The organism is Microcoleus sp. A003_D6 (assembly GCF_036702825.1).
GTDB lineage: Bacteria > Cyanobacteriota > Cyanobacteriia > Cyanobacteriales > Microcoleaceae > Microcoleus.
This window is the reverse complement of the sequence record NZ_JAUBWA010000006.1, coordinates 83,797-107,050: the sequence shown is the minus strand read 5'-3', so window position 1 is coordinate 107,050 and position 23,254 is coordinate 83,797. Positions and strand designations below refer to the sequence as shown.

Here is a 23,254-nt window from a genome sequence, read left to right as displayed (position 1 = left end):
GGAGATTTCATCAAAAGATTGGTAATAAACGCCAAGCGTATCAATGGAAAGTTGCTAACAAGATTGTGTCTCGCAACACCGATGTGATTGCCCTAGAAGATTTAAACATCTCTGGGATGATGCGCCGATGTAAGGTGAAAAATGACAATGGGAGATTCCTGAAAAATGGACAATCTAGAAAGAAGGGTTTGAATCGTTCTATCTCTGATGCAGGTTGGGGTGAGTTGATTTTGAAGATTGAGTATCTTGCTGTGAAGCAAGGAAAAATCACAATTAAAATCAATCCCAAACACTCTAGCCAAGAATGCAGGAATTGCGGTCATATTGACAAGTCGAATAGAGATGGAGAAAAGTTCATCTGTGTCGAATGCGGCTATCACGAACACGCTGATATTGGCGCTGCAAAAACCATTAGAGATAGAGCTTTGACAATAGTACGCGGGGACTCCGCGAAACTTGGTGCTAGTCATCTAAACGCCCAAAAGATATCACCGCGCTCACGCGAGCAAACGCGGTGAGTTTGGGAACCTGAGTAATCAGGATATTAAGGTTGCGAAATCTTAAGAATCTCAGTCGCTGTCTTCGCTGAGAGTGTCAAATAAATTCAATAAAAGAGCATCCCGATCTAGCCGTGGAGGTAACGATTACTAGCGGTAAGCTGTCGCGCATTTAAATTGCATATTCGGGGCGGGCTAGAAGCCCACACCACAAGAGTTTGATTGTTTTTTGACAGCCAATTTAAATGCAGAACAGCTTAGTACAAATAAACTCGCTAAATATCTGCGACTTCGCATTCCTGAAGTCTGGTTTTGGGAAAATAATAGACTTGATGTTTATGGGCTGCGCGAGGATGATTATGAGCAAATTTTAAGAAGTGAATTGCTACCGGAGTTGGATTTATAATTGCTGGTACGCTGTGTTTTGATGCCTTCAAGGATTGAGGCCAGGAGGGAGTTTATGCAGGGGATTCGGCCGCAGTAATTGATATCGGAGAGGAATAATCTGATGCTTTGCCACGTTAGCTGTCACTGGGGAATGATTTTAGAGAATCAGCGATCGCTCTTTATGCGTAATTTGGCGATCGCTACCCGTACAATCATCGCACTGTGTGGTATTTGGTGTGAGGGGCGATCGCTTTTTATTGACTATTTAATGCGATTACTCTGGCGGTGCAGTATCGACAGGGGCTTGACGGCGGTGACGAATATGTAATATCGCAATGGTATCGCCCTCCACCACAAACAGAATCCGATAGGTTCTTCCTTTACCAACCCAAAGTTGTCTAATTTCCCGACCAATGATGGCAGCTTCGGGTGCAAGTGAGCAACGGTAAGGAAACTGTTGCAAAGATGCGATCGCATCTTGGAGGTCGTAGTACCACTGATTTGCTGCATCAGCACTCAGATAATCGCACATCCAACGGTAGGCGGTTTCAATTTCTTGAAAGGCCGGTGGTTGGATTAGGACTTGATAACTCATAGACGGGGAGGAATGTTGAACTGCTGCTGTAGCGCTGTCATGGCTCTCTCGGCTGGGATACCTTCACCTCGATCGAAGCTTTCGAGTCCTTTACGGATGCCGATGATGGCTTCGAGGTAGTCGATGCGTTCTAGCAGTTGTTCGTAGGTATTGAGTTGGCCGTGTGGAGTGGATTTTAGCGATCGTAGCAAGCTAAGAATATCTGCGAGCAGTTCGTCAGGGGTGCTATCGATTTCTTGGATGAGGAGTTCTTTGATGGTCATCGCGACATCTGGTGGAGAATTGATACTTTGATTATAACGAGTGTCGATCGCCCCTTATTGACCAAGAGTTTCTTGATGGTACCCGCCACGTGATTTATCCGTGGAATCAATCCAAAATCTAAAATCTAAAATCCTCAAGCCCCTGAATTTATGCGTGGGGTCGCCTCCAAAATCTAAAATCTAAAATCTAAAATCGAATGATCTCGACCCGGTTTACTATCGGCAAAACCTGACGCTTCCGAGTATAAGAAACTGGCGAAAGCTCTGGCTACAATCATCGCAGTGTTTGGTATTTGGTGCGAGGGAGATCGCTCTTTTTTTCACTCAAGCATCGCTTTCCGTCTAATCCTGGTTTTATCATAGTAGAAATAAAATAAGATTGTGAACGGTCAACAAATGGCACAAATTACCACGACTGAATTACCCCAAACCCTCCAGACTCTACTTATAGAGATCGAACGTACTAAAACGCCCCTCACCATCATCCATGAAGGAAAAGCATTAGTGATTATTTATCCTGCCACTACCCAAGCTCCACGCCCCAGCTTTGGTGCAATGAAAGGAAGCGGTGAAATCTTAGGAGATTTAATTGCTCCTGTCGCCGAACTGTGGGAAGTTTTAGAATAAAACTTTTACTCGATACCCGCATTTGGCTTTGGTATTTACTCGGCGATCAACGCCTATCGCTTCAACTTCAAACGGATCTCGCCGATCCTAATACTGAACTTTGGCTGAGTCCAATTAGCATTTGGGAGACGCTCATTCTTGCAGAAAAAGGAAGGATATCTTTACAGCCAGATCCGGTTACATGGGTTAATTTAGCTTTAAAAACTCTGGAAACTCGTGAAGCCCAAATGAATCACGCCATTGCCATTTTAAGTCGCGAGATTGCACTACCCCATCAAGACCCCGGAGACCGATTTATTGCCGCCACAGCCATTTACTATGGGTTAAAAGTAGCTACAGTTGATGCCAACCTTACAGGTAATTCGGCGGTACAAACAGTTAGTTATACCAATTTATTATGAAGCTGCACTTAATATAACGCTAAGGATATAGTTACAACCAGAGAGAGATCAGCCTCATGAGCGTGTATCTTCATAGTGAATTGGTATTAGGCAATATTCTATATTTCTGTGGGCGATCGCACTTTTTTCGGTGGGGCGATTCCCTACGGGATAGCTACGCTTCACGCCCTTGTGTGTAATCAGCGCCCTTTGAAATGGTGGAAATGGATCGGATTGTCAGTGGAAAGAGAGGTTGGGTGAGACGAGGGTTAAGGGAATATGTCGGATGGGGCGATCGCGATTCCAAGATTTTCGCCTTGATTATGACCACACCCGCTGAATGGGATAAGCATCAAAAGCCGAATCGCAACTAATTAAAACAAGAGAATGATTCATCCCCTGTGCTACCAGAATGCGATCGAACGGATCTCGATGATGGAGAGGAAGACTTACATAAAACTCAGTGTCTTCAAATGTAATTGGTAGAATCTGAACGTTCAGGTATTGCAATTCCTTCGGCAAATCTTCAAATGGTCGATTCAGTTGAAGCTTACCGATATTAATTTTAATGGACATTTCCCAAAGGCTAGCAATACTAAAATATAAATCTGTTTTAGTATCAATCGCTTCTTTCGCTTTACTACCTAGATTGCGATCGCCCAGTAAATACCAAAGAAAAGCATGAGTATCTAAAAGGAATTTCATGTTACATATATTCCTTTAAATCTTCGAGTGGTTCGTCGAAATCATCAGACATAAATATCTGACCTACCCAACTGCCATAACCATGAAGTTCTTCAAGATTTTCTTGAGATGATTCACTTATTCCGTGTTTCTCAAGTAGATATTTTGCATAATGCAATATCTCTGTTTTTAGAGATTCTGGCATCTTGACGATAGTTTGAAAAATCTCTATGTCAATAGGCATAATTTCTGTGCAATATTGAGGAGGTTATTTTACAGATTATACCATAATTACAGTCTAACAAAGGGGCGATCGCCCTTTGTTTGCTTGGGCGATCGCCCTAGGGGATAGCTACGCTTCACGCCCCTGTGTGCGATCGTCGCCCTTTGAGAGGGTGGAAATGGATCGGATTGTCAGTGGAAATAGAGGTTGGGGTGACACGAGGGTTAATGGAATATGCTTGGTGGGGCGATCGCCCTTGTTGGAAAAATCAGAAAGGCGATCGCGCAACTTTTCCATTGCATTGAGAGGAGTCTGCTGTGAGGGTACTGGTGAGCGATCGAGATAAATATGATAATATTAAGAAACGAATAATTAATTTGTGGAAAGAGTGTGAAAGAGTGATTCCAGAATTCGATGAAAACGGTAATCTACCACCAGGAGTGCATTTTTGTGAATGGGAGGAGTTTAACGAGAGATTTGGTACTAATTTCAAGAGAAATAACATGATAGATGGCTTGAAAATAGCAATGACTCAGTTAAAAGCAGCAGGTTGTAGGACTATTTATATTAATGGTAGTTTTGTGACCATTGAACCAAACCCTAACGACTTTGATGCTTGTTACGATCGCGAAACTGTAGACATGGACGATCTAAGAGTGAATGCTCCTCGATTGTTCAATCATTACGACCGAAATGCCCAAAAAGCTAAATATAAAGGCGAGGTTTTCCCAGCAGATCAACCTGTAGGTAATTACGGTGAGAATTCTTTTGAGTTTTTTCAAAAGGATAGAAATAAAAACAAGAAAGGAATCATAGCTATAGATGTAATGAGGTGGGAACCATGATTAAAGATGAATTACAGTATGAAGTCAGCAAAGAATGGGTTGAAAAATTCAACAAAACTGTAGCAGCAATGGAGCGGGATGAAGAAGCAAAAAGAAAAGACTTTCTCAAATGGGACGCAGGTAGGGGTGCGATACAATGCCATTTGGATCAGTTACATGAAGAAATAGCGGAATATGAAAGATTGATTAATTGTGACAAAAGCGAACCGATCGAAATTGTAGTTGAGAATTTGAATAAACTGCCAGATGCCTTAATTAAAGCTCGGATCGCTGCCAAAATGAGCGAGAAAGAACTAGCTGAAATGCTAGAAATTGACGAACAGCAGATTAAGGAGCATGAAGCTAAGAATTATCGATATGCTAGCTTTATAGAACTCCTTGATATTAGCTTTGCTTTGGGTGTAGAGTTTAAGATGGCTGTGGTGCAGGTAGATTTTGAGCAGATAGAGGAACTCAAAGAAAGTGCAAAGAAATGGCACGAACAAAGAATAAAAAGGGCAAGTAAAGTATCTTAAGAATATCTTTGTTTCAAAACAAAGCGCTGAATAGGTTGGGTTTGTTGGCTGTCAATTAAATGAGTAGGTGTGCGATCACTCACGAGAAACAACAAAGAGCGATCGCCCTTTGTTTGCTTGCTTGGGCGATCGCCCTACAGGATTAGCTACGCTTCACGCCCCTGTGTGCGATCGTCGCCCTTTGAGAGGGTGGAAATGGATCGGATTGTCAGTGGAAATAGAGGTTGGGGTGACACGAGGGTTAATGGAATATGTATGAAAGGGGGATGCGGCCGGCTTCGCCTACGCCCATCAGAGCGATCGATCGGATAAAATATTGACAAACAGCTAACCTGTATAATATTGAAGCGTTATATTAAATCTAAAGCTGATTCAGGGATGATTTATCTGATTCAATAGCGTGGGACTCAAGAGCAAATTGAAGAAATGCTAGAAATCCTTGGCAGTTATATTAAACTGGCAGTGGATATCGAACGGCGAATTCTGACAGGTGGTGGAGAACTTCACGCTGATTGCGAAGCTTTGTTGTTGGAAAACGGGAGCAAGCAGGTAGATATCTGAGAAGCAGACTGGTATCCGCTGACGCAAGAAGTAGGTTATGAATCTCTAATCAATATCCGTCCGCGTCAGAACAATCGCTCAATGGAAATTCAAGATCCGGTTATTCGCGAACTGGTTGCTCAAATCGTTCAACAGTTATTAGGAGGATTATGAGAGATTGGAATGCTTTAAAGGAACGCTATTTGCGAGACGAACTGCCCATCCGTTTGGGCAATTTAGCATCGAATTTGGCACGAATTAAATCTCGCTGTCAAAATTCAGCTAATGGCGAACTGGTTGAAGGTTTGCTGCAAGAAAGTAAGATATTTATTGAGTGGACGGCTCTTGATGCAGAGGTAGAAATAGCCGCTGACTTAGTTGAATTACAAGTTCAGTTAGCTTGCTGGCAGTATCGTTGGACAAGGATTTGGGAGGATGCAGAACAACGAATGATGGTGGCCCAAGAAACAAAGATTTGGTCGGAGAAAGTGCTGAATATGTCCGGTTTGTTGGCTGTTAAATCGAATGCTGATTGCTCAGGCTCGGACATGAACCATTAGAAAATATTTACTTTAAAAAAATGACACAAATTACCACGACTGAATTACCTCAAACCCTCCAGACTCTATTTATAGAAGTCGAACGTACCAAAACCCCCCTCACCATCATCCATGAAGGAAAACCATTAGTGATTATCTATCCTGCTACTACCCAAACCCTACGCCCAGGATTTGGCACAATGAAAGGAAGTGGTGAAATATTAGGAGATTTAATTACTCCTGTCGCCGAACTGTGGGAGGTTTTAGAATGAAACTTTTACTCGATACCCACATTTGGCTTTGGTATTTACTCGGCGAAGAACGCCTATCGCTGCAACTTCAAACGGCTATTTCCGATCCTAATACTGAACTTTGGCTCAGTCCAATTAGCATTTGGGAGACGCTCATTCTTGCAGAAAAAGGAAGGATATCTTTACAGCCAGATCCGGTTACATGGGTTAACTTAGCTTTGAAAACCTTGGAAACTCGTGAAGCCCCAATGAATAACGCTATTGCCATTTTAAGTCGCCAGATTGCACTACCTCATCAAGACCCTGGAGACCGATTTATTGCCGCCACAGCCATTTACTATGGGTTAAAATTAGCTACAGTTGATGCCAATCTTACAGGTAATTCGGTGGTACAAACACTCAGTTAGGCAATATTCTATATTTCTGTGGGCGATCGGCCTTTTGTTTGTTTGGGCGATCGACCTACGGGATAGCTACGCTTCACGCCCCTGTGTGCAATCAGCGCCCTTTGAGATGGTGGAAATGAATCGGATTGTCAGTGGAAACAGGGGTTGGGGTGACACGAGGGTTAATGGAATATGTCGGATGGGGCGATCGGACATCAAAGCAAGAGATAAGATTGTGAGTAAAAAATGTCCGTCTTATTCTGCCCTAGCTACTAAACTAAGGAAGAGATATCCAAGCTCTGATAACAGATCTAGCAATTTTACCGTAAGGACTATTCTCCAAAATAGTATCCATAGCCGCTTCACCACCAACCTTGGCTGCAATAGCTACACGAGACTTTAAATCAGGAGGGGTTTCATCATTAACGTAGGCTACCTTCTCATCTTCAGTAGCATTAGGTTTTGACTTTTCTAGTTGTATTAGAAGCTCCTGAATTTCAGCAGCAGCTTCAGCAAGAGTTTTAGTTTTTTCACCTCCTTGATTAATGTCTCTATTAAAGTAATAATCGCCAGTATAATTACCACTAACGTAAAGCCCTACGTCCTGCAAAATTATCTGGTTAAACTGATTGGCTAAAGAAGATGGTGTAGTATCTATAGCTTTTCTAAACGCATCAAGAGTAGCAATTGTAATTAAGCCGAGAATAATTATCAAAGCCTGCTGTAACTCAGTAGCCATCTCAATCTTGATTAACAGAGCAGTTACTACAAGCAAAACTAATGAAAGATATACCGCAACAAAAAGTTTAAGTCGCTTTTCAAATTTGAACGTACTGATTAAATCTAGTTTAGGATCTGTCATTTGTAGGCTCCTTAGACTGAATTTCCTGTATGTTATCATTAGATAAAAGTTTATCTGACTCTTTAGAAAACCCTGTCAATCCACCGAAAAGCTCACTTATCTCTCCTAAAGAATAGCCTAAAGGTCTGGCTAAACCTAAAACCACAAACAACAAAGATGCCAAAGGAAAAGCTTGCATAAAATAAAGACCAATTATAATTGAAACAACACTTGCTACAACTTGTTGACTGCGTTGAAAAATAGCTTTTTGTTTCGCATCTTGAATCTTGATTTCCCCCAATTCTTTTGCGTAGTTCAATTGGCTGGCTTCTCTATCTAATTCCTGAATTTTCCGTCTCTGTTCTATTAACCTATCAAATTCTTCTGATGTTGGCGCTAGTGCAAACCTTTCGGCAAGAGTATCTTTATAAACTTGGATATCAGATTGAGTTTCCTGCTTTACGATCGATCTACCCTGGAGTTGATTACCCAGAAAAGCGATCTTTTTTGGTTCTTGATCTGACATATTTTACCTCTGTATCGGCAAGCAGCTAGACACAATGGGACTACCTTATGATGATTAATTTATAAATTAACATTGTAATACTTTTACCAATGATTAATTTAAAACAAAAAAATGTCAAGCAAAAAATGCTCGATTTTGTTGGCAGTTTTGTTAGCTACTCCAACTCCCCACATGAAAAATGTTGGCAAATGCCAGAAAATGTTGGAAAAAGTTAGGTATAATACGGAAAATCACAACATCTGCGATGCCGCATGAATTTTAAGGAAGTGTTACAAATGGCTGACGAGATGGTATTTGCCAAGACAGGTGAGCACCTCGATAACTTACAAGAGGCGATTCTGCGAGGAACAATGCAAGGTGAGAAATACACCAAAATTGCAGAGGAGATTCACTGTAACGAGAGTTATGTCAGGGATGTTGGCTCAAAATTATGGCAGATACTTTCAGAAGAGTTGGGAGAAGATATTAATAAAAAGAATTTTCACTCGGCAATTAAGAGATTCCAAGTCTCTAATTCTTCAAATTTTGCACAAGGCGACGTTGTAACCATCGGTAGTTTTAACACCTGCGGAGAAGCTAGACACCCGCCAAACATACCAAATCCACACCAACCCAATCAAGAAACATCCCATCACGACTTAAGCGAAATGCCACAATTAGGTGCTTTCTACGATCGCACCCCACAACTCCAAACCCTCAAAAACTGGATTCTACAACAAAACAGCAGCCTCATAGCCCTCACCGGCATCAGCGGCATCGGCAAAACATCCCTAGCAGTACAACTCATCCAACAAATCAAACACGAGTTTGAATGCGTCATTTGGTGCAACCTCGACACATCCCCCACCCTCCCGGAATTTGAAGCCAACCTAATCCAGTTTTTCTCCCAGTACCAAAAGCAAGACTCACCCACAACCAACCAGAAAGCATTACCCCTAATTAAATATTTACAAAAACATCGCTGCTTAGTAATCTTAGATGACATTCACAATTTGTTCAGCAGCGGCGAATTAGCAGGAAAATATCAACCAGAATACGAAGAATATCGCTCTTTATTCAAAAAAATAGAAAAAATCTCCCATCAAAGTTGCTTCCTGCTAATCGGTTGGGAACAACCAAGAGAACTTACTCAAATTAAAAACCAAAATACACAAATTAACACCTTACAACTCAAAGGTTTAGACAGCGCCGCCGGACGGGAAATACTCAGAGATTATGGATTAGCAGACATCGACAACTACTCAGCACTGATTCACCGCTACCAAGGCAATCCCCTCTGGTTAAAAAGCGTCGCCACTCAGATGCAAGAGTTGGGCGGATGCGTCACAGAGTTATTATTAAATGATACTATATTGTTGCCCGAAGATTTGAAAGATGTTTTACAGCAGCAATTTAGCCGCCTATCCGAACTCGAAAAACAAGTCCTCTCCTTGTTAGCCAAAGCAAGGGATGCAATTAATCTCACCCAATTGCTAGAAAATAGCCGAATTCCCGCCTCAGATTTGGTAAATGCGCTGCAATCTTTATCGCGGCGCTGTTTGATAGAACAACAAGCAAAATTTTACACAATTTCACCTGTACTGAGGCAATATGCTGCGATAAGACTCGGTGGTTGAAACCGCTTCTATACAAACGAAGTCCACTCCAAGCAAACTAAATAGAATAAATTCGATAGAATAATCAGTAGTCGCAATTCCATTGTTTGCCATGACGCTGAAAGAATTAGAGCCTCAACTGCTGGCACTCTCTGATGATGAAAAAGCTCAAGTTGTTCAACTCCTATCTCAGGGCAAAATCACCCTGGGGCGCGGTATTGAAAAAACGCCTGATGTTTGTGGTGGAAGTGCCTGCATTGCCGGAACTCGCATCACCGTTTGGGGACTTGTAGAAGCTCGTCGCATTGGGTATAGCGAAGCCGATTTACTCACAAGCTATCGAGCCCTCTCTGCTACTGATATTGCTAACGCTTGGGCATACGCCGAAGCCTTTCCCGAGGAAATTGAAACAGAAATCCGGGAAAACGATGAAGTGATGGACGAGGATTTGTAGCAGATGGCACGCCTCTATGCCGATGAGCAATACCCCTATCCGGTTGTAGAATTACTGCGGGTTTTGGGACACGATGTTTTGACTGTCCAAGAAGCAGGTAGAGCGAATCAGAAAATTCCTGACCCAGATGTGTTAGCTTTTGCTAGTAGCGAAAAACGTGCCGTCATTACCGAGAACCGAAAAGATTTCTTTCGGCTGCACCGCATACAGCCCAGTCATGCCGGTATTATAGCCTGTACGAACGATCGCGATTGGGAAGCGCTGGCTAACCGAATCCACATTGCGATTACAGCAGCAGAATCTTTGCAAGGCAAACTGATTCGCGTTGTGCGTCCTTCAAAGTCACTTATCAGCTAGTGATGCTTTGCCCTAAATGCTTCAACACTTGAAATGCCGATCGCAATTCACTACGCACAGTATAGATCGAAAATGCCCGCGATAACCCGTATTCGGGCGTAGGTTGAGCCATAAGTTTTACAAACAACACATCATCGCCATTCGTCAACATCCCAAACCTCGGTTTATCCAGATCGGGATTTGCCATCATGTATGCTAATGCTTGGGGTAATGCCGATCGCGTCGAAATTATAGTCTTCTTACACTCCAAAACCATTACCCAAAGCTGATTCTGCAAAATCAAAATATCAATGCGTCCGCGCAGCGTTTCTTCCCCATCGTCGATCGCAATTTCGATTGCAGCTTCAGCCTTCATCCTAAACGGTGGATCGTAGAATCCCGCCAGTTCTAACAAAGGTGATGCCACCAACAATGTCACCGCCCCTTCTAACAATTCTCCATCGGCTCTATGATATAGCAATCTACGTCGTAGCGTATCCAAAGCAGTCTGTTCAGAATCGCTGGGACTGGGCAATTGGGCTTGCCACTCTGTAAAAAAAGCCTCATCCTCAGTTCGGCTCAAATTCAACCTTGATTCAGCCTCAGCAAGGCTTTTAATAGCTTCTGTAACTGCAATAACCTTTGCCATTCGTTCACCTTTGATTCAAACGGTTGAATTTCCAAGGAAAATTAGCTTTAAGCTAATCCGCATTTAAATTGCACAGTCAAATAAATTTTTCCTCTTGTGGGGTGGGCATCCTGCCCGCCCTCAACATACAAATTAAATGCACAACAGCTTATTGTAAGCAAAAATAGGTAAACAGCTATAGCGATCGCAGTTTTCAAGATCGCTTCTATTGGTTTGTGTCCAAAAACAAAAACCGGGCAACTCCACAGCTACCCGGAAATCCTAACTTTAGACTTCAGACAAAACTAAAATCTTCAACCTAAAATTCTTAAACAGCTACAGTCTTCTTAGCAGAAGAGCTCAATTCGCCCTTAGCATACTTAGCTGCAAAATCATCCAAAGACATTTGCTTGATCTTTGTACCGTGACCCGCGCAACCGAAAGAGTTATAGCGATCGCTACAAACCTTCTGCATATACTTGATCGACGGCTTCAAGAAGTGACGGGGATCAAACTCGTCAGGCTTAGCAAACAAAGCTTCGCGCACCGCAGCGGTAATCGCCAAACGGTTGTCAGTATCGATATTGATCTTGCGAACGCCGCACTTGATACCCTTTTGGATTTCTTCCACAGGTACGCCGTAGGTTTCGCGGATTTTGCCGCCGTTGCTGTTGATAATTTCCAGCAATTCTTGGGGAACAGAAGAAGAACCGTGCATTACCAAGTGAGTATTCGGCAAGCGGCGGTGAATTTCTTCAATGCGGCTGATTGCCAAAATTTCGCCAGTCGGCTTGCGAGTGAACTTGTAAGCGCCGTGAGAAGTGCCGATCGCGACTGCTAGAGCATCAACGCCGGTTTGCTCGACGAAATCAACAGCTTGTTCGGGATCTGTCAGCAACTGATCGTGAGAAAGAGCACCTTCAAAGCCGTGGCCGTCTTCTGCTTCGCCCATTCCTGTTTCCAGAGAACCCAAGCAACCCAGTTCGCCTTCAACGCTAACGCCGATCGAATGAGCAACATTCACCACATCGCGAGTAACTTGAACATTGTACTCGTAGCTAGCGGGAGTCTTAGCATCCGCTTCCAGAGAACCGTCCATCATCACGCTGGTGAAACCTTGGCGCATGGCAGAATAGCAAGTGCCGGGGGCATTGCCGTGGTCTTGGTGCATGGAAATAGGAATGTGAGGATAGGTTTCAACTGCTGCCAAAATCAAGTGGCGCAGGAAATTTTCGCCAGCGTAGGAGCGAGCGCCGCGAGAAGCTTGCAAAATCACAGGGCTGTTGGTTTCGTCAGCAGCGCGCATGATCGCTTGGATTTGCTCCATGTTGTTGACGTTGTAAGCCGGTAGGCCGTAACCGTTTTCAGCCGCGTGGTCGAGCAGCAGTCGCATAGGTACAAGCGCCATAGATATTCCTCCTAGTTATTTGTGGTTTCTAAACAGTGGATTTTGGACAAGTTCAATTCTTACGACAATCTTAAGACAATTTGTAGCCGATCGCGCATTATGTTTCCAGATTTCAATTTAGCCTCAAACAATCCACATTCCCGAACTCAAAATTCAGGCCAATTCCCCTGGGGTTGTCCAGAATTGCTTGTGAAAGCTAGAATTAATTCTACCTTCTACTTTCTACTTTCTGGCTTGAAAAATGGGTCGCCCGGGATTTGAACCCGAGACCAATCGGTTAAAAGCCGAATGCTCTACCGCTGAGCTAGCGACCCGCGAAAACACTGTTACCGCACACAATTTCTAATAGTAGCACCCATCATTTGAAATAGCAAGTCTTTCTTACAAAAAAGTTGCAGTCATGCGAACCAGCATCTCGCAAGTTGCTCCCGGCTGCAAATTAATCAAGTGCGCGCCAGTGTTGAGGGCGTTGCCAGGAGCAGTCCAGGGTTCCAAACAGTAAAAATCCTTGCCCTTCACCATCCAGAAAACTAACTTCCCGTAGCTGGAGTTGTAACTGACTGTGAGCCGCAAACCCCGCGCCGCGTCAGTGACAGTAGCAGCCAGGCCGGTCAACTCGTCAAAAGAAACATCAATTTCATCCAGCGTCGGGTCAAAAATCCCAGTGAAATAACCTTTAGAGTGAGTCTTCTGATCTCTGTACTGCATTCCGGGAATCTCAAAGCGCAGATTTGTCTTGTCTGGAGCTAAAAAGTAAGGGTGCAAGCCGCTAGAAAAAGGCATGGGTTCGGCACCAAGATTAGTGTATTGCTGCACAATTTCCAAAGAATTGCCTTTAATTTGATAAGTAAAAGCTAATTGAAAATCAAAGGGATAAACAGGATGGGTCTTCTGGCTGCTCTCAAGCACCAGGGTAAGAGCCGCGCAACCCTCCGTAACTTGTTCCGTCGCAGTCCAAGGCAAGTCGCGAGCAAAGCCGTGCTGTTTGAGCTTTCGCTGCACTCCCTTGTGGGTGTAAGTATTGTCGGGGAGATTGCCGCAGATGGGAAACAAGATGGGAATCCCGCCGCGTACAGTCAGATCGGGATTGGCGAACCGTTCCGCGTCCAAGTAGAAGATTTCTTTGCCTTCAACCAGCCAGCTAGTGGCAATACCGCCCCGTTCCGGCACAACTTCTAGAGTAGAGTTAGCGGTTTCGTCGGAGAGGATATAGGTTTTGTACTGCTTTTGCTTCAGCGCGATCGCAAACACATTTGTCATCGGTAGTAGGTCATCGATCATTGGTTGTCAGTAAATCGGTCGTTAATAATTGGTCGCTGGTATGTTGATGTTCACCCATTACCGCCCCTATCCTCCCCCTGCATCAAAAGCTCCGACCCACCGGCTAACCAATGCTGGCAGCTATAGGAGGCAGGGCGATCCGCGGCCCGGAGGGGTCGCGTATTGTGTTTGGAACGATCGTGGCCTTTGTCCGCTGCTCTTTGACAGAGACTTTGAAAGATAGATCCCGAGTCGGGGGAAGATAGCTTTGGGGACTGGGCATCCCTCCTTGACTGGTAGATGGAGGCGAAATAAACGGTTCTTTGATGAATGGCTCTTTAGTAAACGGCTCTGCTTCCCGGCCGGGATTTTGAGGTTGAGTCCGGTAGATGCGCGGCGGCAAATCTCGACTCGGAGGCGGGCTTGACTCAATTCCAGGCCCAGTCCCGTTCTGAAAAAATGAGGAGTTGTCCGGCTGTTTGGGGGCACCAGGCAAAGCGGGCAAAATCAAATTAGGTTTGAGTTGTTCAGGGCCTGGCATATTGCTTTCACCCGTCAGGGGGACTGGGGAACCCCGCCCTGGCCCGTAGGTACCGCTCTTTGCTGCTCCTGGCAAGGTCGAATTTGGACTCTTTGGTGCTGTTCCTGGGTTGATTGGGGCATCGAGAACTACAGAAGATCGCATCGGCCGATCGAAAATACTAGAAATTTGCTCGACGTGTTTGAGGATGCGCTCCCCAGCGGCTCCGTTCACAACCGAAGGCTGAAACTTTTTCACCTCCACGGGCAAAAATTCTACCTTCATATTCCTGTCTTTGAGCGATACTTTCAGGACTGCGGTATCGTAATCGCTACGAGCATTCCCGCCGAATATAAAATTACCCAGCGAGTAAACAATCGGGCGGCCCTTGTAAATTTCTGCACCTTGCAGGACGTGGGGGTGATGTCCCACTACCAAATCTGCTCCTTGGTCGATCGTGAACCGAGCCAAATCAATCTGCCAGTCCCCCGGATAATCTGCCAATTCGACTCCCCAGTGGTAATTGACAACAATCCAGTCTACCTGACCCCTGAGAGCTCGAATATCCTCGGCAACACGATTGTTGCGCCGGGGGTTAGTGCCCGCTTTCCCTTGGTCGGCGGCGTGAAGGTCGGCATCGTAATAACCGAGGTACGCGATCCGTTGACCCTTAACCTCAATAATATCTGGACGCCTCGCTGCTTTAATATCTCGGCCAGCTCCCAGATGCTGAATCCCAGCATTATTTAAAGTATTTATAGTTTCCACCAGCCCCGGTTCCTCGTAATCCATAGCGTGGTTATTTGCCAGATTGACAATATCCACTCCTCCTGCTGTTAATACTTTCACCGCTTCTGGATCGGCTTTAAAATTTAATTGTTTTTTGCCCCGGCCCAAGGTAGAGCGAGTCAAGGGGTTTTCTAGGTTAACCATCGCCACATCTGCTTGCCGGTACTCGTCCATATTGGCGAAAGCCCAATGGTAATCGCTGCCAGTAGATGATGCGAGCGCATCCAATAGATTCACATTTCCTCCGAACATCAGCGTTACGGTTGGGTCATAGGGATTGGCAACCTGCTTTTGTTGCACTACGGGTACTACTTCTAAAGCCGCTTGCACCGCATCGGGACGTTTTGGGGGCGGCCCCGACATTACCGCAGCTTGCTGGTAGGGGGATACTGGGGATACTAACCGCATGGCCAGAGCCTCGTGGTAGCTGACCCAACACCCTAAAACAAATGATGCAAGTGCAGATCCCACTAGCAGCAGAGAACGATACGTTTTAAATTTAACCCAATCGACGACCAGTAGGGAACGGTAACGCCGCTGTCGGCGGTTTGCGGGAGTGACAATTCGGACTGACTGTTTCCAGAGAATTTCTGGTTCCCCAGCCAAGCGCGCGTGAATTCGCACCCCTTCTACTGCTGGCGAGTTGAGTCTCCAGAGTTGGTGGCAAATAAATTTGACTAAGCCTTCTCGGAGAGTGCTCCCCAGTAGTGTAGTATCTGGCGCAAATTCGCGCTGGAATTCCACTAGGATTTGGACGCAGCCGGCCCTTTCCTGTTCGACGCGGGCATAAATCCCTTCGGGTCTGAGCAAGCTGTCAATCCAGTAATTCAGGGCTTGAAAGTTGCCCGATCGCGCTAGCTCCAAGATAGACGGCTGCGACCAATTTTCTGCGTATACCATCAATTAGCCTCCTTAACACGCTTGAGTGCTGACTCCAATTTGTTTTGTTTTGAACGGAACTGCAATTCTTTTAGCTTAACCGCCACTTCGCTGCCCGTTTTGAAGCTAGTTGTTAGCCGCCACCATTTTCTACATTTAGGGGCTGCCTGCTGTCAGTGATTTTTATCACATTCCGGTCAATCGATTTTAAATTTTAGATTTTAGATTTTACATTGAGTTCAGAGGGGGTACTGGGGGCTAGAAATAACCTCCAAACACTCTTGTTTTTGGGGGACTTGAGGCATAAGAGAGCGATATTTCTGAATTTATGAGGCAGAGTCTGTTTTTATTGTCGCTGTTTGAGTGTCGCTTTGGAGCTTTCGCTTTGAGATTGGAGATTTGAGATTGAGTCAAGAGGCGTTAGCGGGCGATCGAACTCGCCGTCGAAACACTCTTGTTTCTGGGGGACTTGAGGCACAAGAGAGCGAGATTTATCAGGCGCAGAGTCTGTTTTTATTGTCGCTGTCAATCGCGATCGCGTCCGTCAAGTCCTAATGCTTCGATCTGTGCTGGCAAATGCCTCCCGCGAGGGATGCCACCGGCTGCACAACCTGTAATTGGATAAATGGCGTACTGGATAGATTTGGTGGTAAAATGAAATTTGGTAACTCCCATCGGTGCCAAAGTTTTGAGAAAACGTGAAACTGGCTAGTCTATAGGGCTGTGCCTTCCGATGTAAAACCCAAAGTACGTTACTGTAAACAGACCATATTTTAAGCAAGTTACACTGCGCAGGAGAACTGACAAATGCTACAGCGCAAAATCTATCAACTCTGTTGTGATGGTCGTGAGGTTTCTATTTTTCTTCGAGATCAGCAACGTTGGATAGAGCGCGCTCGTATCCTAGATATTGAAGGGGATCTAGTCACGCTGCGCTACGAAACCGACGAAGAAGATGAAATTAGCTCCTGGGAAGAAATGGTGCGTCTCGAAAGTATTGGAGCTGTGTCCCAGAAGTTGGCTTCGGTGTCCAGAACTAACTGCGAACCCCTAGTTTCTGACGATTGTCCCGAAGCCGAACAAATTCGCAATCACTACCCGGACTCGAATTTGGAATAGTTTGGATCTCGCGCTTGAGGCACAAGGAAAACTTGAGAGAAAAGAAAACGACTTTTATCCCTTTTTTCTGGAGGAATTACGCAAAAAACCCGGTTTAGGCCAAAAATCTTCTGGCTTGTGGCCAAATAAGCTATTTTGTCTTTAAATTTAAGCTTTATGGCGGGCTATCCTGCCCACCCCACAAAAGCTTAAGTACACAGTAGTTTAAAAATTCGCAGTTTAAAAACTCAATGCGCGATAGCTTACCCCTGCTTAAACGGGGTTTTTTGTCTGGGTGCGTCCAGGAATGTTCTGTGGTTTTCCTATCGTTTCCGGTTGCATCGGAATGATACCGAGGACACGGTGCCGTGCCCTTGGACTACCCAGATTAATTGTAGGGACTCAGGCACTCGCGGTGTCCTGATTTCGGTAATATTAATTCCGATGCTACCGGGTTTGATATCACAGGCCTGCTAGCTGGTTTCGAGGTGCCCGACAGCTTATTCGCCGTCTGTTTCCCCATCTAGGAAAAGTTCGGACTCCGGTATCGCTTCAAACACCGGACAGAAACCGTCGGGGGTAACTTTAAAGCCAAACAAAGCACTGGACTGGTTCCAACAGCGCTGGCCGCGGTAGTGCTGGCAATTGCCGCAGCATTCGAGGTTGGCTTGAACGGCACCGCCTTGAAAAAGCAGTTCCCGCTGGGAGAGGCCGCGCAGTACCAGTTCTTCGCCTTGCCAGCGCGCTTCTACCAAACCGGTATCGGCAAAATTGGCCCACCGAGGATCGGCTGTAATCGGACTCGGCAAGCTAATTGCTACCTCTGTCCCCAATTCGCTGAGTTCTCCTTCATAGTTAGTTTCCGCGATAGCGGGCTGCAAAAACATTTCCCCGATCGGCAGTTCGACAAGTGTTCCGATTGCCGGAGTGTGCAACTGGTAGCGGTTTCGCAGCTCGTCCAAGTTAGCCAAGTCAGCCAAATATGCAGGGGAACCGTGGATCAAAATTACGTGCTGGGGACGCAAATTGTGGATAAGCTGCGTAGTCCCCGGGCCATCGCAGTGTTCGGCTAGCAGATAAGTTTCAACGCTTCTGACTCCAGATTCGGACCAGTTGCCGAGCCATTCCCTGACGGGATATCCGGGTTTTTGAGGTGCGAGCAAAATCCAAGGAATTGTGCGATCGGCAACGTACAAACCCAAATCAGCAAACTTGTCAGTAATCACAATACACGGCGTGGAGCCCAATCCGGGGCGCTGTTCGGCAGACAGCCGGCGGACGCGGGGTTTCACCCTTTCGTCCCAAAACAAAGGTTGGTGCAGAGCAAAATTTTGGACGGCGGTGGGAAATTGGGGCAGCAGTTCCAGATAGGCGTCGCACCCGTCGGCGACAGTGCCGTCCACCCAAATATCCAAGTCGCGGCCGGTAAAGTAGTGGTGGCTGCGGAGTAGCATCAGCAGTTCTTGACCCAAACCGAGGGCTGGCGCCGGCAGCAGTACCGAGTACCCGTCGGCGATGGCGCGGTGGATGCGATCGGCTAACTGATTTTCCAGTTGTCGGCGGTGAGGGTGGCGCGCCGTGCCGTAACTGCCTTCGACAATTAACACGTCCGGCTTCATACCCCGGAGTTCTCCCAGCGGCAAACCTTCCACCAAACGAGAATTGGACAGAAAAAAGTCGCCGGTGTAAACCAGGGTGTAGGTGCGGTGGGGGGCGGCATAAGTCAGCAGCACAGTCGCCGCTCCGGGCAAATGGCCCGACGGGAACAACTGCACGCTCAGTCCCCGGCGCAGTTCGATCGGCGACTGCCAGGGAAGTGCCTGACAGAACCGGGACTCCGGCTCAGTAGCCAGAGACGGCCAGTTGAGCGGTAGCAGTCGCGCTGTCACTTCGCTGGCGTAAATTGGCAAGTGGGGGAAAGATTGATGGAGTGCTAGCAAACCTCTGGCGTGGTCGGAGTGGGCGTGGCTGCACACTACGAAATCGGCTGGCAGCGATCGATTTAGTGTCGCTGACAGGGGGGCGATATCCTCTACACCGCAGTCGAGTAAAATGCGGTGCGGCCCCATTCGGACTAGCAGACAGACCCCTTCCTGTGCGTGGCCTGCGCCGTAAGGTAAACAATCGAGATCCATCACTGCGGTTAGCTCCCTGCTTTGCGCGAAACTTGCAGTATCGCCAGATTTAAACATCGGTCGCGACTGCATTCAGTCGATAGAGTTCACTCCCGGACGCAGAAACCGGGGAAAGATGGACGAAAAAACTTTGTTGCCGCCCTCGCTCCCGGTAAAAAAAACCCGGTTTATCAAAGGCTTTTGGGCATTCGGCCTTCGACAAAGTTAATGCTACTGGTTCTGCCTCAAAAGTTACATTTTATTGCACCTTGTAAGAGCAGCGAACTCGATATTATACTCTGAGTTTTCCACCTTTTTTCACAATTTGCGCCCGCTAAAAGCTAGTCTTTTTTATGAGAAGATTTTAATTCAGCAGCCCAAAGATGTTGACAAAACTTTACAAATCTTCATCTATCTGGTTTTGTGGGCGGTGTACAGTCCAATCAAAACTGAGAGAACCCGACTCGTGCTAGCTAACTGCTGCTGTCAGGGCAAATAGCGACTTTATGAGTTCGAGCAGTTTTTTTGTAAAAGTTTGATACATTTTTTAAGCAAAACTTGTGGCTGTCTAGGAGAGAGTTTAAATGGCTTTTGGATCTGCATCTCAATTGGGCGTCACCTTATTTGAAGACAGAGTGCCGTATTACCGCTATTCCCAAATGCGAAACTTGTTATTGACTGTTTCCACGTGATGAAAGCCGTTAATAAAAAACTTGAATAATTTGCGTCGAGCAGTAGGAATTACAGATAGAGGCAGCAAATATTTATTGTTGAGTAATCGGAGCAACCTTAATTCCGAGCAAATTCAAAGGTTGGCAGCGACCTTGAAAAATCAGAATGCTGGAGAATTAAGTAGGAGATGAAGGAAGAGTTTCGGGAAATATATGAAACTAATTGGCCGCGAGTCCTATTAATGCTGAAACGATCGCAAAAACCCGGTTTTATCAAAAAATCGGGTTTTTAGATTTGGCATGAATGGCGAGACTTGGTGGCGGGCCAGCCGCCAATAATACCTGCAATTGACACAAGCCGATCCGGGCGAGCGTTGGCGGCGGTAAAAATTCTGTGAAAAAAAACTTGACATCAGCGGGTAATCGAAAGTAAAAATAAATAACAGCAATAACAAAAATGAGGCTTTATGTTTGATTCGCGCTCGGCGATCGGCAAGTATGGCATTGATAAGTTGCTATCCCATAAAATAATTGCGGCTAAAATACATCCGGTAAAATACTGAGAATCTATGAGTTTTTGGCAACCTAAAATCTAAAATCTAAAATCTAAGATGGCATAACTCATGGCAACAGCTATTCTCGACCTGGAAATCTCCAAACTCCCGCCAGAAATTACGGTTGAGGAGCGTTACAGCAAAGCCTTGATTTTAATTAGACTGCACGGAAAGCCGATCGGTCAAGCGACTTTGACCGTAGTCGGAGGTCGCATTGGCGGCAACGAACTGCGGTCCGCACTGATGAACGCTACGGGCGAGAACCTTTGGAAAAACTGGCTCTACGATGCCCTAGCATGGGACGAACGCGGGCCCGTGCAGGCAGTGCCGATCGCCACAGTAGCGGTTTGCACGCGCGATCGCCCGGAGGATTTACAGCGCTGTTTAGAAGCGTTTATGCGGCTGCCCGACGACGGTCAGGAATACTTAGTAATTGACAATTGTCCCGCCACGGACGCTACCGAGGAACTAATCAAAAATTACCCAAAAGTCCGCTACGTGCGCGAAAATGTACCGGGTTCGAGCGCCGCCCGCAACCGAGCTTTACGGGAAGCTAAACACGAATTCGTAGCGTTTACAGATGACGATGCGGCCCCCGATCCGAACTGGCTGCGATCGCTCTTGCAAAATTTCAGCGATCCGCGAGTTATGTGCGTCACCGGGCTAGTGATGCCGCTCGAACTCGAAACCGAAGCCCAAGAATGGTTTGAGCGCTACAGCCCCCACGGGCGGGGATTTGGGCGAGTTGTCTTCGACGGGGCGCAGTGGAACCCGCTGATTGTGGCTCCTGTGGGAGTTTCGGCGAGTATGGCTTTGCGTAAAAGTTCGATCGACTTTATCGGCTCTTTTGACGAAGCTTTGGGGGCGGGAACGCCGACTGTCGGCGGGGAAGACTGCGAACTGTTTGCCCGCATTTTGCGATCGGGCTACCGCATTGTCTACGATCCGAGGGCTTTGAGCTGGCACCGCCACCGCCGCACTTGGGAAGAATTGCAAAAAACGCTCCAAGGCTACGGCATCGGAGTCTATGCTTTCTGGACGCGGCTATTTGTGGTCAACAGAGAATTCAGCGTGCCTCTGTTAGCTTGGGGATGGCTGCGGCACAAACAATTGCCGGAGTTGGTTGCTTCTTTGCGAAAGCAACCGGATTCTATCCCTAGTGATTTGCTGTTGGCTGGGTTGCGGGGCTGCATCAGCGGGCCGATGGCTTATTTTACGTCTCGGAAGCGGTTAGAAGAAGTTAAGGAAGAAGTGATTAGTCATTAGTCATTGGTCATTAGTCATTAGTCATTAGTCATTGGTCATTGGTCATTGGTTGGTTATTTGCGATCGGTCATTAGTTGTTTTTTACGAATATGAACAAAGAAAATCCAACTGTCAGCGTCATTATTCCCAGTCACAACCGAAGTTATTCGCTGCGGCGAGCTCTTGATGCTTTGCAATCGCAGACTTACCCGATCGAACTCATGGAAGTTACGGTAGTCGCAGATAACTGCATTGATGATACTTTGGCAATGTTACAAGATTACAAAGCTCCGTTTAAACTGCACGTTATTGAGGTAACTTGTCGCAGTGCGGCGATCGCCCGCAACACTGGAGCAGCGGCTGCTACGGGAGAATTGCTGTTATTTTTAGACGATGACATTGAAGCAATGCCGCTGCTGGTGGAAAGCCACGCGCGCGCTCACCGAGAGCGTTCCGGCTGCGCTGTCATGGGTTCTTACCCGCCAAAGCTGCAAGGAGGAACTAGATTTTTTGATGTAGAAGTGCGGTCTTGGTGGGAAGAAAAATTTTACCAGATAAGTCAGCAAACTCACAGATTTAGCTATACAGATTTGCTCAGCGGCAATCTTTCTCTGGATGCAGATTTGTTTGCTAGTCTCGGTGGCTTTGATTCGGCTTTTGGGAACTGCGGCGGGGAAGATTACGAATTGGGGGTGCGTTTGCTGAAAGCTGGGGTATCTTTTGTTGTCGCACCGGATGCAGTTGGGTATCATTACGAACACGAAACTAACAATTTCGACCGCTCTTTTCGCAGAGCTCGCCAAGAAGGGCGATCGGATGTTTTAATCGGTCAGCGACACCCGGAACTGCGACCGATCCTGCACGTAAAGGACTACGAAACTCCTTACTCGCTGGCAGATAAAATTTTGACGGCGATCGCGTTTTTTTGGCCTGCGGCGGTGGATTTGCTGGCTGCTGGGCTGAGAAAATCTCTGGATTTTCTAGAAAGTGTGGGGATGCGGACAACTTGGCGGTGGCTGCGGACAAAATTGCGCGGTTACTGGTATTTCCGGGGGGTGATGGATGAGTTGAAAACTCGATCGGCAATTGCTAGTTTTATGCAAGGAGGAGCGGCGCGAGAGGATTTGAGCGATCGCGAAATTGAAATAGATTTGATGGAAGGTTGGGAAGCGGCAGAAATGTCGATCGACGCAGCCCGGCCCGACGGAATTTACCTGCGCTACGGCTCTTTAACGGTCGGTCACGTTACTCCCAAAGTCGGTATCGAGCCGCTGCGGGGCGTTCACTTGCGTCCGATTCTGGCCAGTTCTGTGTCGGATAAATTGCTAGCTGCGATCGCAGTTAACGGTATGCCCAAAAATCTCAACACGGCGATCGAAAAGCCTTTCATTGCTTTAGAAAATAATTATGAGTTGGCAGTTAAATAATTGCTAAGCTGTTACGCATTTAAAATAGTATTGTAGGGTGCGTCAGCCCTATCTTGTTTCCCTTGCTTAGTAAGTGTTCTAGCTGACGCACCCTACAGGCCTCGTTAGCGGTTTAAATGTCGAACAGCTTAACGGGTAATTGGTAATCGGGAATTGGTAATTGCTGACCCAATTCTT

30 protein-coding genes, 1 tRNA gene and 2 pseudogenes are annotated in these 23,254 nt (G+C 46.2%); 20 read left to right on the top strand and 13 right to left on the bottom strand.

The genetic code is table 11. The features are described 5' to 3' along the window. Both QUB70_RS03580 and QUB70_RS03575 read left to right on the top strand, forming a co-directional pair. On the top strand, positions 1–518 hold a 518-nt coding region (locus QUB70_RS03580; RefSeq protein ID WP_332978367.1), incomplete at its 5' end, for an RNA-guided endonuclease InsQ/TnpB family protein. A gap of 238 nt (positions 519–756) precedes the next feature. Further along, positions 757–981, top strand: a pseudogene (locus QUB70_RS03575) (Uma2 family endonuclease); the annotation flags it as partial. Positions 982–1,158: 177 nt separating this feature from the next. Here QUB70_RS03575 and QUB70_RS03570 read toward each other — a convergent pair. Further along, on the bottom strand, positions 1,159–1,479 hold the full coding sequence (locus QUB70_RS03570; RefSeq protein WP_332978365.1) for a type II toxin-antitoxin system RelE/ParE family toxin: 321 nt from the start codon (positions 1,477–1,479) through the stop codon (positions 1,159–1,161). Next, entirely contained in the window at positions 1,476–1,742 is a 267-nt protein-coding gene (locus tag QUB70_RS03565) for a hypothetical protein (protein WP_332978363.1), read from the bottom strand. Before QUB70_RS03565 ends, QUB70_RS03570 begins: the two co-directional genes overlap by 4 nt. Before the next feature lie 381 nt (positions 1,743–2,123). Here QUB70_RS03565 and QUB70_RS03560 point away from each other — a divergent pair, with 381 nt between their 5' ends. Both QUB70_RS03560 and QUB70_RS03555 read left to right on the top strand, forming a co-directional pair. Beyond that, a complete protein-coding gene (locus QUB70_RS03560; protein WP_332978362.1) occupies positions 2,124–2,369 on the top strand; it encodes a type II toxin-antitoxin system Phd/YefM family antitoxin in 246 nt (81 codons plus the stop codon). Next, positions 2,351–2,770 carry a type II toxin-antitoxin system VapC family toxin gene (locus QUB70_RS03555; RefSeq protein ID WP_332978361.1) on the top strand — a complete coding sequence of 140 codons (420 nt, stop codon included), beginning with the start codon at positions 2,351–2,353 and terminating at the stop codon, positions 2,768–2,770. The genes QUB70_RS03560 and QUB70_RS03555 overlap by 19 nt, the downstream gene beginning before the upstream one ends. Positions 2,771–3,070: 300 nt before the next feature. On the opposite strand, the gene QUB70_RS03550 is transcribed toward QUB70_RS03555, so the two are convergent. Continuing rightward, positions 3,071–3,454, bottom strand: coding sequence for a type II toxin-antitoxin system VapC family toxin (locus QUB70_RS03550; RefSeq protein ID WP_332978360.1), 384 nt, complete (start codon positions 3,452–3,454; stop codon positions 3,071–3,073). 1 nt (position 3,455) lies between these two features. Further along, entirely contained in the window at positions 3,456–3,677 is a 222-nt protein-coding gene (vapB, locus tag QUB70_RS03545; RefSeq protein ID WP_332978359.1) for a type II toxin-antitoxin system VapB family antitoxin, read from the bottom strand. Between the two features lie 76 nt (positions 3,678–3,753). Here vapB and QUB70_RS03540 point away from each other — a divergent pair, with 76 nt between their 5' ends. The 8 genes and pseudogenes from QUB70_RS03540 (at position 3,754) to QUB70_RS03505 (ending at position 6,753) form a co-directional block, all read left to right on the top strand. After that, positions 3,754–4,002 (top strand): hypothetical protein, encoded by a 249-nt coding sequence (locus tag QUB70_RS03540; RefSeq protein WP_332978358.1) that lies wholly within the window; start codon positions 3,754–3,756, stop codon positions 4,000–4,002. Beyond that, positions 3,986–4,501 (top strand): DUF6932 family protein, encoded by a 516-nt coding sequence (locus QUB70_RS03535; protein WP_332978357.1) that lies wholly within the window; start codon positions 3,986–3,988, stop codon positions 4,499–4,501. The genes QUB70_RS03540 and QUB70_RS03535 overlap by 17 nt, the downstream gene beginning before the upstream one ends. Continuing rightward, entirely contained in the window at positions 4,498–5,016 is a 519-nt protein-coding gene (locus QUB70_RS03530; RefSeq protein ID WP_332978356.1) for a DNA-binding protein, read from the top strand. The genes QUB70_RS03535 and QUB70_RS03530 overlap by 4 nt, the downstream gene beginning before the upstream one ends. Before the next feature lie 67 nt (positions 5,017–5,083). Continuing rightward, on the top strand, positions 5,084–5,275 hold the full coding sequence (locus tag QUB70_RS03525) for a hypothetical protein (RefSeq protein ID WP_332978355.1): 192 nt from the start codon (positions 5,084–5,086) through the stop codon (positions 5,273–5,275). A gap of 158 nt (positions 5,276–5,433) precedes the next feature. Next, positions 5,434–5,730, top strand: a pseudogene (locus tag QUB70_RS03520) (DUF5674 family protein). After that, positions 5,727–6,116: a hypothetical protein gene (locus QUB70_RS03515; RefSeq protein WP_332978354.1), complete on the top strand. Its 390-nt coding sequence runs from the start codon at positions 5,727–5,729 to the stop codon at positions 6,114–6,116. Before QUB70_RS03520 ends, QUB70_RS03515 begins: the two are co-directional and overlap by 4 nt. A gap of 20 nt (positions 6,117–6,136) precedes the next feature. Beyond that, entirely contained in the window at positions 6,137–6,367 is a 231-nt protein-coding gene (locus QUB70_RS03510; RefSeq protein ID WP_332968836.1) for a type II toxin-antitoxin system Phd/YefM family antitoxin, read from the top strand. Continuing rightward, positions 6,364–6,753 carry a type II toxin-antitoxin system VapC family toxin gene (locus QUB70_RS03505; RefSeq protein WP_332978353.1) on the top strand — a complete coding sequence of 130 codons (390 nt, stop codon included), beginning with the start codon at positions 6,364–6,366 and terminating at the stop codon, positions 6,751–6,753. Before QUB70_RS03510 ends, QUB70_RS03505 begins: the two co-directional genes overlap by 4 nt. A gap of 256 nt (positions 6,754–7,009) precedes the next feature. On the opposite strand, the gene QUB70_RS03500 is transcribed toward QUB70_RS03505, so the two are convergent. Then, positions 7,010–7,594, bottom strand: coding sequence for a hypothetical protein (locus tag QUB70_RS03500; protein ID WP_332978352.1), 585 nt, complete (start codon positions 7,592–7,594; stop codon positions 7,010–7,012). Next, a complete protein-coding gene (locus tag QUB70_RS03495; RefSeq protein ID WP_265239682.1) occupies positions 7,581–8,099 on the bottom strand; it encodes a hypothetical protein in 519 nt (172 codons plus the stop codon). The genes QUB70_RS03500 and QUB70_RS03495 overlap by 14 nt, the downstream gene beginning before the upstream one ends. A gap of 111 nt (positions 8,100–8,210) precedes the next feature. Between QUB70_RS03495 and QUB70_RS03490 the strand changes: the two genes are divergently transcribed. The 4 genes from QUB70_RS03490 (at position 8,211) to QUB70_RS03475 (ending at position 10,505) form a co-directional block, all read left to right on the top strand. Then, positions 8,211–8,354 (top strand): hypothetical protein, encoded by a 144-nt coding sequence (locus tag QUB70_RS03490; RefSeq protein ID WP_265239683.1) that lies wholly within the window; start codon positions 8,211–8,213, stop codon positions 8,352–8,354. After that, positions 8,351–9,715: an NB-ARC domain-containing protein gene (locus QUB70_RS03485; protein WP_332978351.1), complete on the top strand. Its 1,365-nt coding sequence runs from the start codon at positions 8,351–8,353 to the stop codon at positions 9,713–9,715. The genes QUB70_RS03490 and QUB70_RS03485 overlap by 4 nt, the downstream gene beginning before the upstream one ends. 91 nt (positions 9,716–9,806) lie before the next feature. Further along, entirely contained in the window at positions 9,807–10,148 is a 342-nt protein-coding gene (locus QUB70_RS03480) for a DUF433 domain-containing protein (RefSeq protein WP_332978350.1), read from the top strand. A 3-nt stretch (positions 10,149–10,151) separates the two neighbouring features. Then, a complete protein-coding gene (locus tag QUB70_RS03475; RefSeq protein WP_332978349.1) occupies positions 10,152–10,505 on the top strand; it encodes a DUF5615 family PIN-like protein in 354 nt (117 codons plus the stop codon). Here the strand turns inward: QUB70_RS03475 and QUB70_RS03470 are convergent. From QUB70_RS03470 to QUB70_RS03445, 6 genes are all read right to left on the bottom strand, one after another. Then, entirely contained in the window at positions 10,498–11,133 is a 636-nt protein-coding gene (locus QUB70_RS03470; RefSeq protein WP_332978348.1) for a type I restriction enzyme HsdR N-terminal domain-containing protein, read from the bottom strand. The two genes, QUB70_RS03475 and QUB70_RS03470, sit on opposite strands and share 8 nt — an antisense overlap. Positions 11,134–11,440: 307 nt before the next feature. Then, positions 11,441–12,520 (bottom strand): class II fructose-bisphosphate aldolase, encoded by a 1,080-nt coding sequence (fba, locus tag QUB70_RS03465; protein ID WP_332978346.1) that lies wholly within the window; start codon positions 12,518–12,520, stop codon positions 11,441–11,443. A gap of 242 nt (positions 12,521–12,762) precedes the next feature. After that, positions 12,763–12,834: transfer RNA gene (locus QUB70_RS03460), tRNA-Lys, on the bottom strand. 67 nt (positions 12,835–12,901) lie between these two features. Beyond that, the gene (locus tag QUB70_RS03455) at positions 12,902–13,771 is read right to left on the bottom strand and encodes an aldose epimerase family protein (RefSeq protein ID WP_442927696.1); all 870 of its coding nucleotides are present in this window, start codon (positions 13,769–13,771) and stop codon (positions 12,902–12,904) included. 133 nt (positions 13,772–13,904) lie between these two features. Next, on the bottom strand, positions 13,905–15,989 hold the full coding sequence (locus QUB70_RS03450; protein WP_332978344.1) for a CapA family protein: 2,085 nt from the start codon (positions 15,987–15,989) through the stop codon (positions 13,905–13,907). Between the two features lie 504 nt (positions 15,990–16,493). Then, positions 16,494–16,643 carry a hypothetical protein gene (locus QUB70_RS03445; protein WP_332978343.1) on the bottom strand — a complete coding sequence of 50 codons (150 nt, stop codon included), beginning with the start codon at positions 16,641–16,643 and terminating at the stop codon, positions 16,494–16,496. 132 nt (positions 16,644–16,775) lie between these two features. On the opposite strand from QUB70_RS03445, the gene QUB70_RS03440 reads away from it, so the two are divergent. After that, on the top strand, positions 16,776–17,087 hold the full coding sequence (locus tag QUB70_RS03440) for a DUF6679 family protein (protein WP_006633466.1): 312 nt from the start codon (positions 16,776–16,778) through the stop codon (positions 17,085–17,087). 479 nt (positions 17,088–17,566) lie between these two features. Here the strand turns inward: QUB70_RS03440 and QUB70_RS03435 are convergent, their stop codons facing one another. Further along, complete coding sequence (locus QUB70_RS03435) at positions 17,567–19,201, bottom strand: MBL fold metallo-hydrolase (RefSeq protein ID WP_332978341.1); 1,635 nt, start codon at positions 19,199–19,201, stop codon at positions 17,567–17,569. 652 nt (positions 19,202–19,853) lie between these two features. On the opposite strand from QUB70_RS03435, the gene QUB70_RS32620 reads away from it, so the two are divergent. The 3 genes from QUB70_RS32620 to QUB70_RS03425 all read left to right on the top strand — a co-directional run bounded on the left by QUB70_RS32620 (position 19,854) and on the right by QUB70_RS03425 (position 23,077). Beyond that, positions 19,854–19,901: a hypothetical protein gene (locus QUB70_RS32620; RefSeq protein WP_442927695.1), complete on the top strand. Its 48-nt coding sequence runs from the start codon at positions 19,854–19,856 to the stop codon at positions 19,899–19,901. 573 nt (positions 19,902–20,474) lie between these two features. Further along, positions 20,475–21,671, top strand: a complete 1,197-nt coding sequence (locus QUB70_RS03430; protein ID WP_332978340.1) for a glycosyltransferase family 2 protein — start codon at positions 20,475–20,477, stop codon at positions 21,669–21,671. A gap of 89 nt (positions 21,672–21,760) precedes the next feature. Next, the gene (locus QUB70_RS03425; RefSeq protein ID WP_332978339.1) at positions 21,761–23,077 is read left to right on the top strand and encodes a glycosyltransferase family 2 protein; all 1,317 of its coding nucleotides are present in this window, start codon (positions 21,761–21,763) and stop codon (positions 23,075–23,077) included. Positions 23,078–23,254: the final 177 nt, after the last annotated feature.

Excerpts from the sequence above, each read along its gene's own strand:
- QUB70_RS03570 (WP_332978365.1), bottom strand. The coding sequence starts at position 1,479 with ATGAGTTATCAAGTCCTAATCCAACCACCGGCCTTTCAAGAAATTGAA.
- QUB70_RS03565 (WP_332978363.1), bottom strand. The coding sequence starts at position 1,742 with ATGACCATCAAAGAACTCCTCATCCAAGAAATCGATAGCACCCCTGAC.
- QUB70_RS03550 (WP_332978360.1), bottom strand. The coding sequence starts at position 3,454 with ATGAAATTCCTTTTAGATACTCATGCTTTTCTTTGGTATTTACTGGGC.
- vapB (WP_332978359.1), bottom strand. The coding sequence starts at position 3,677 with ATGCCTATTGACATAGAGATTTTTCAAACTATCGTCAAGATGCCAGAA.
- QUB70_RS03530 (WP_332978356.1), top strand. The coding sequence starts at position 4,498 with ATGATTAAAGATGAATTACAGTATGAAGTCAGCAAAGAATGGGTTGAA.
- QUB70_RS03515 (WP_332978354.1), top strand. The coding sequence starts at position 5,727 with ATGAGAGATTGGAATGCTTTAAAGGAACGCTATTTGCGAGACGAACTG.
- QUB70_RS03510 (WP_332968836.1), top strand. The coding sequence starts at position 6,137 with ATGACACAAATTACCACGACTGAATTACCTCAAACCCTCCAGACTCTA.
- QUB70_RS03505 (WP_332978353.1), top strand. The coding sequence starts at position 6,364 with ATGAAACTTTTACTCGATACCCACATTTGGCTTTGGTATTTACTCGGC.
- QUB70_RS03500 (WP_332978352.1), bottom strand. The coding sequence starts at position 7,594 with ATGACAGATCCTAAACTAGATTTAATCAGTACGTTCAAATTTGAAAAG.
- QUB70_RS03495 (WP_265239682.1), bottom strand. The coding sequence starts at position 8,099 with ATGTCAGATCAAGAACCAAAAAAGATCGCTTTTCTGGGTAATCAACTC.
- QUB70_RS03490 (WP_265239683.1), top strand. The coding sequence starts at position 8,211 with ATGTCAAGCAAAAAATGCTCGATTTTGTTGGCAGTTTTGTTAGCTACT.
- QUB70_RS03485 (WP_332978351.1), top strand. The coding sequence starts at position 8,351 with ATGAATTTTAAGGAAGTGTTACAAATGGCTGACGAGATGGTATTTGCC.
- QUB70_RS03480 (WP_332978350.1), top strand. The coding sequence starts at position 9,807 with ATGACGCTGAAAGAATTAGAGCCTCAACTGCTGGCACTCTCTGATGAT.
- QUB70_RS03475 (WP_332978349.1), top strand. The coding sequence starts at position 10,152 with ATGGCACGCCTCTATGCCGATGAGCAATACCCCTATCCGGTTGTAGAA.
- QUB70_RS03470 (WP_332978348.1), bottom strand. The coding sequence starts at position 11,133 with ATGGCAAAGGTTATTGCAGTTACAGAAGCTATTAAAAGCCTTGCTGAG.
- fba (WP_332978346.1), bottom strand. The coding sequence starts at position 12,520 with ATGGCGCTTGTACCTATGCGACTGCTGCTCGACCACGCGGCTGAAAAC.
- QUB70_RS03450 (WP_332978344.1), bottom strand. The coding sequence starts at position 15,989 with ATGGTATACGCAGAAAATTGGTCGCAGCCGTCTATCTTGGAGCTAGCG.
- QUB70_RS03445 (WP_332978343.1), bottom strand. The coding sequence starts at position 16,643 with ATGGGAGTTACCAAATTTCATTTTACCACCAAATCTATCCAGTACGCC.
- QUB70_RS03440 (WP_006633466.1), top strand. The coding sequence starts at position 16,776 with ATGCTACAGCGCAAAATCTATCAACTCTGTTGTGATGGTCGTGAGGTT.
- QUB70_RS03435 (WP_332978341.1), bottom strand. The coding sequence starts at position 19,201 with ATGGATCTCGATTGTTTACCTTACGGCGCAGGCCACGCACAGGAAGGG.
- QUB70_RS03430 (WP_332978340.1), top strand. The coding sequence starts at position 20,475 with ATGGCAACAGCTATTCTCGACCTGGAAATCTCCAAACTCCCGCCAGAA.
- QUB70_RS03425 (WP_332978339.1), top strand. The coding sequence starts at position 21,761 with ATGAACAAAGAAAATCCAACTGTCAGCGTCATTATTCCCAGTCACAAC.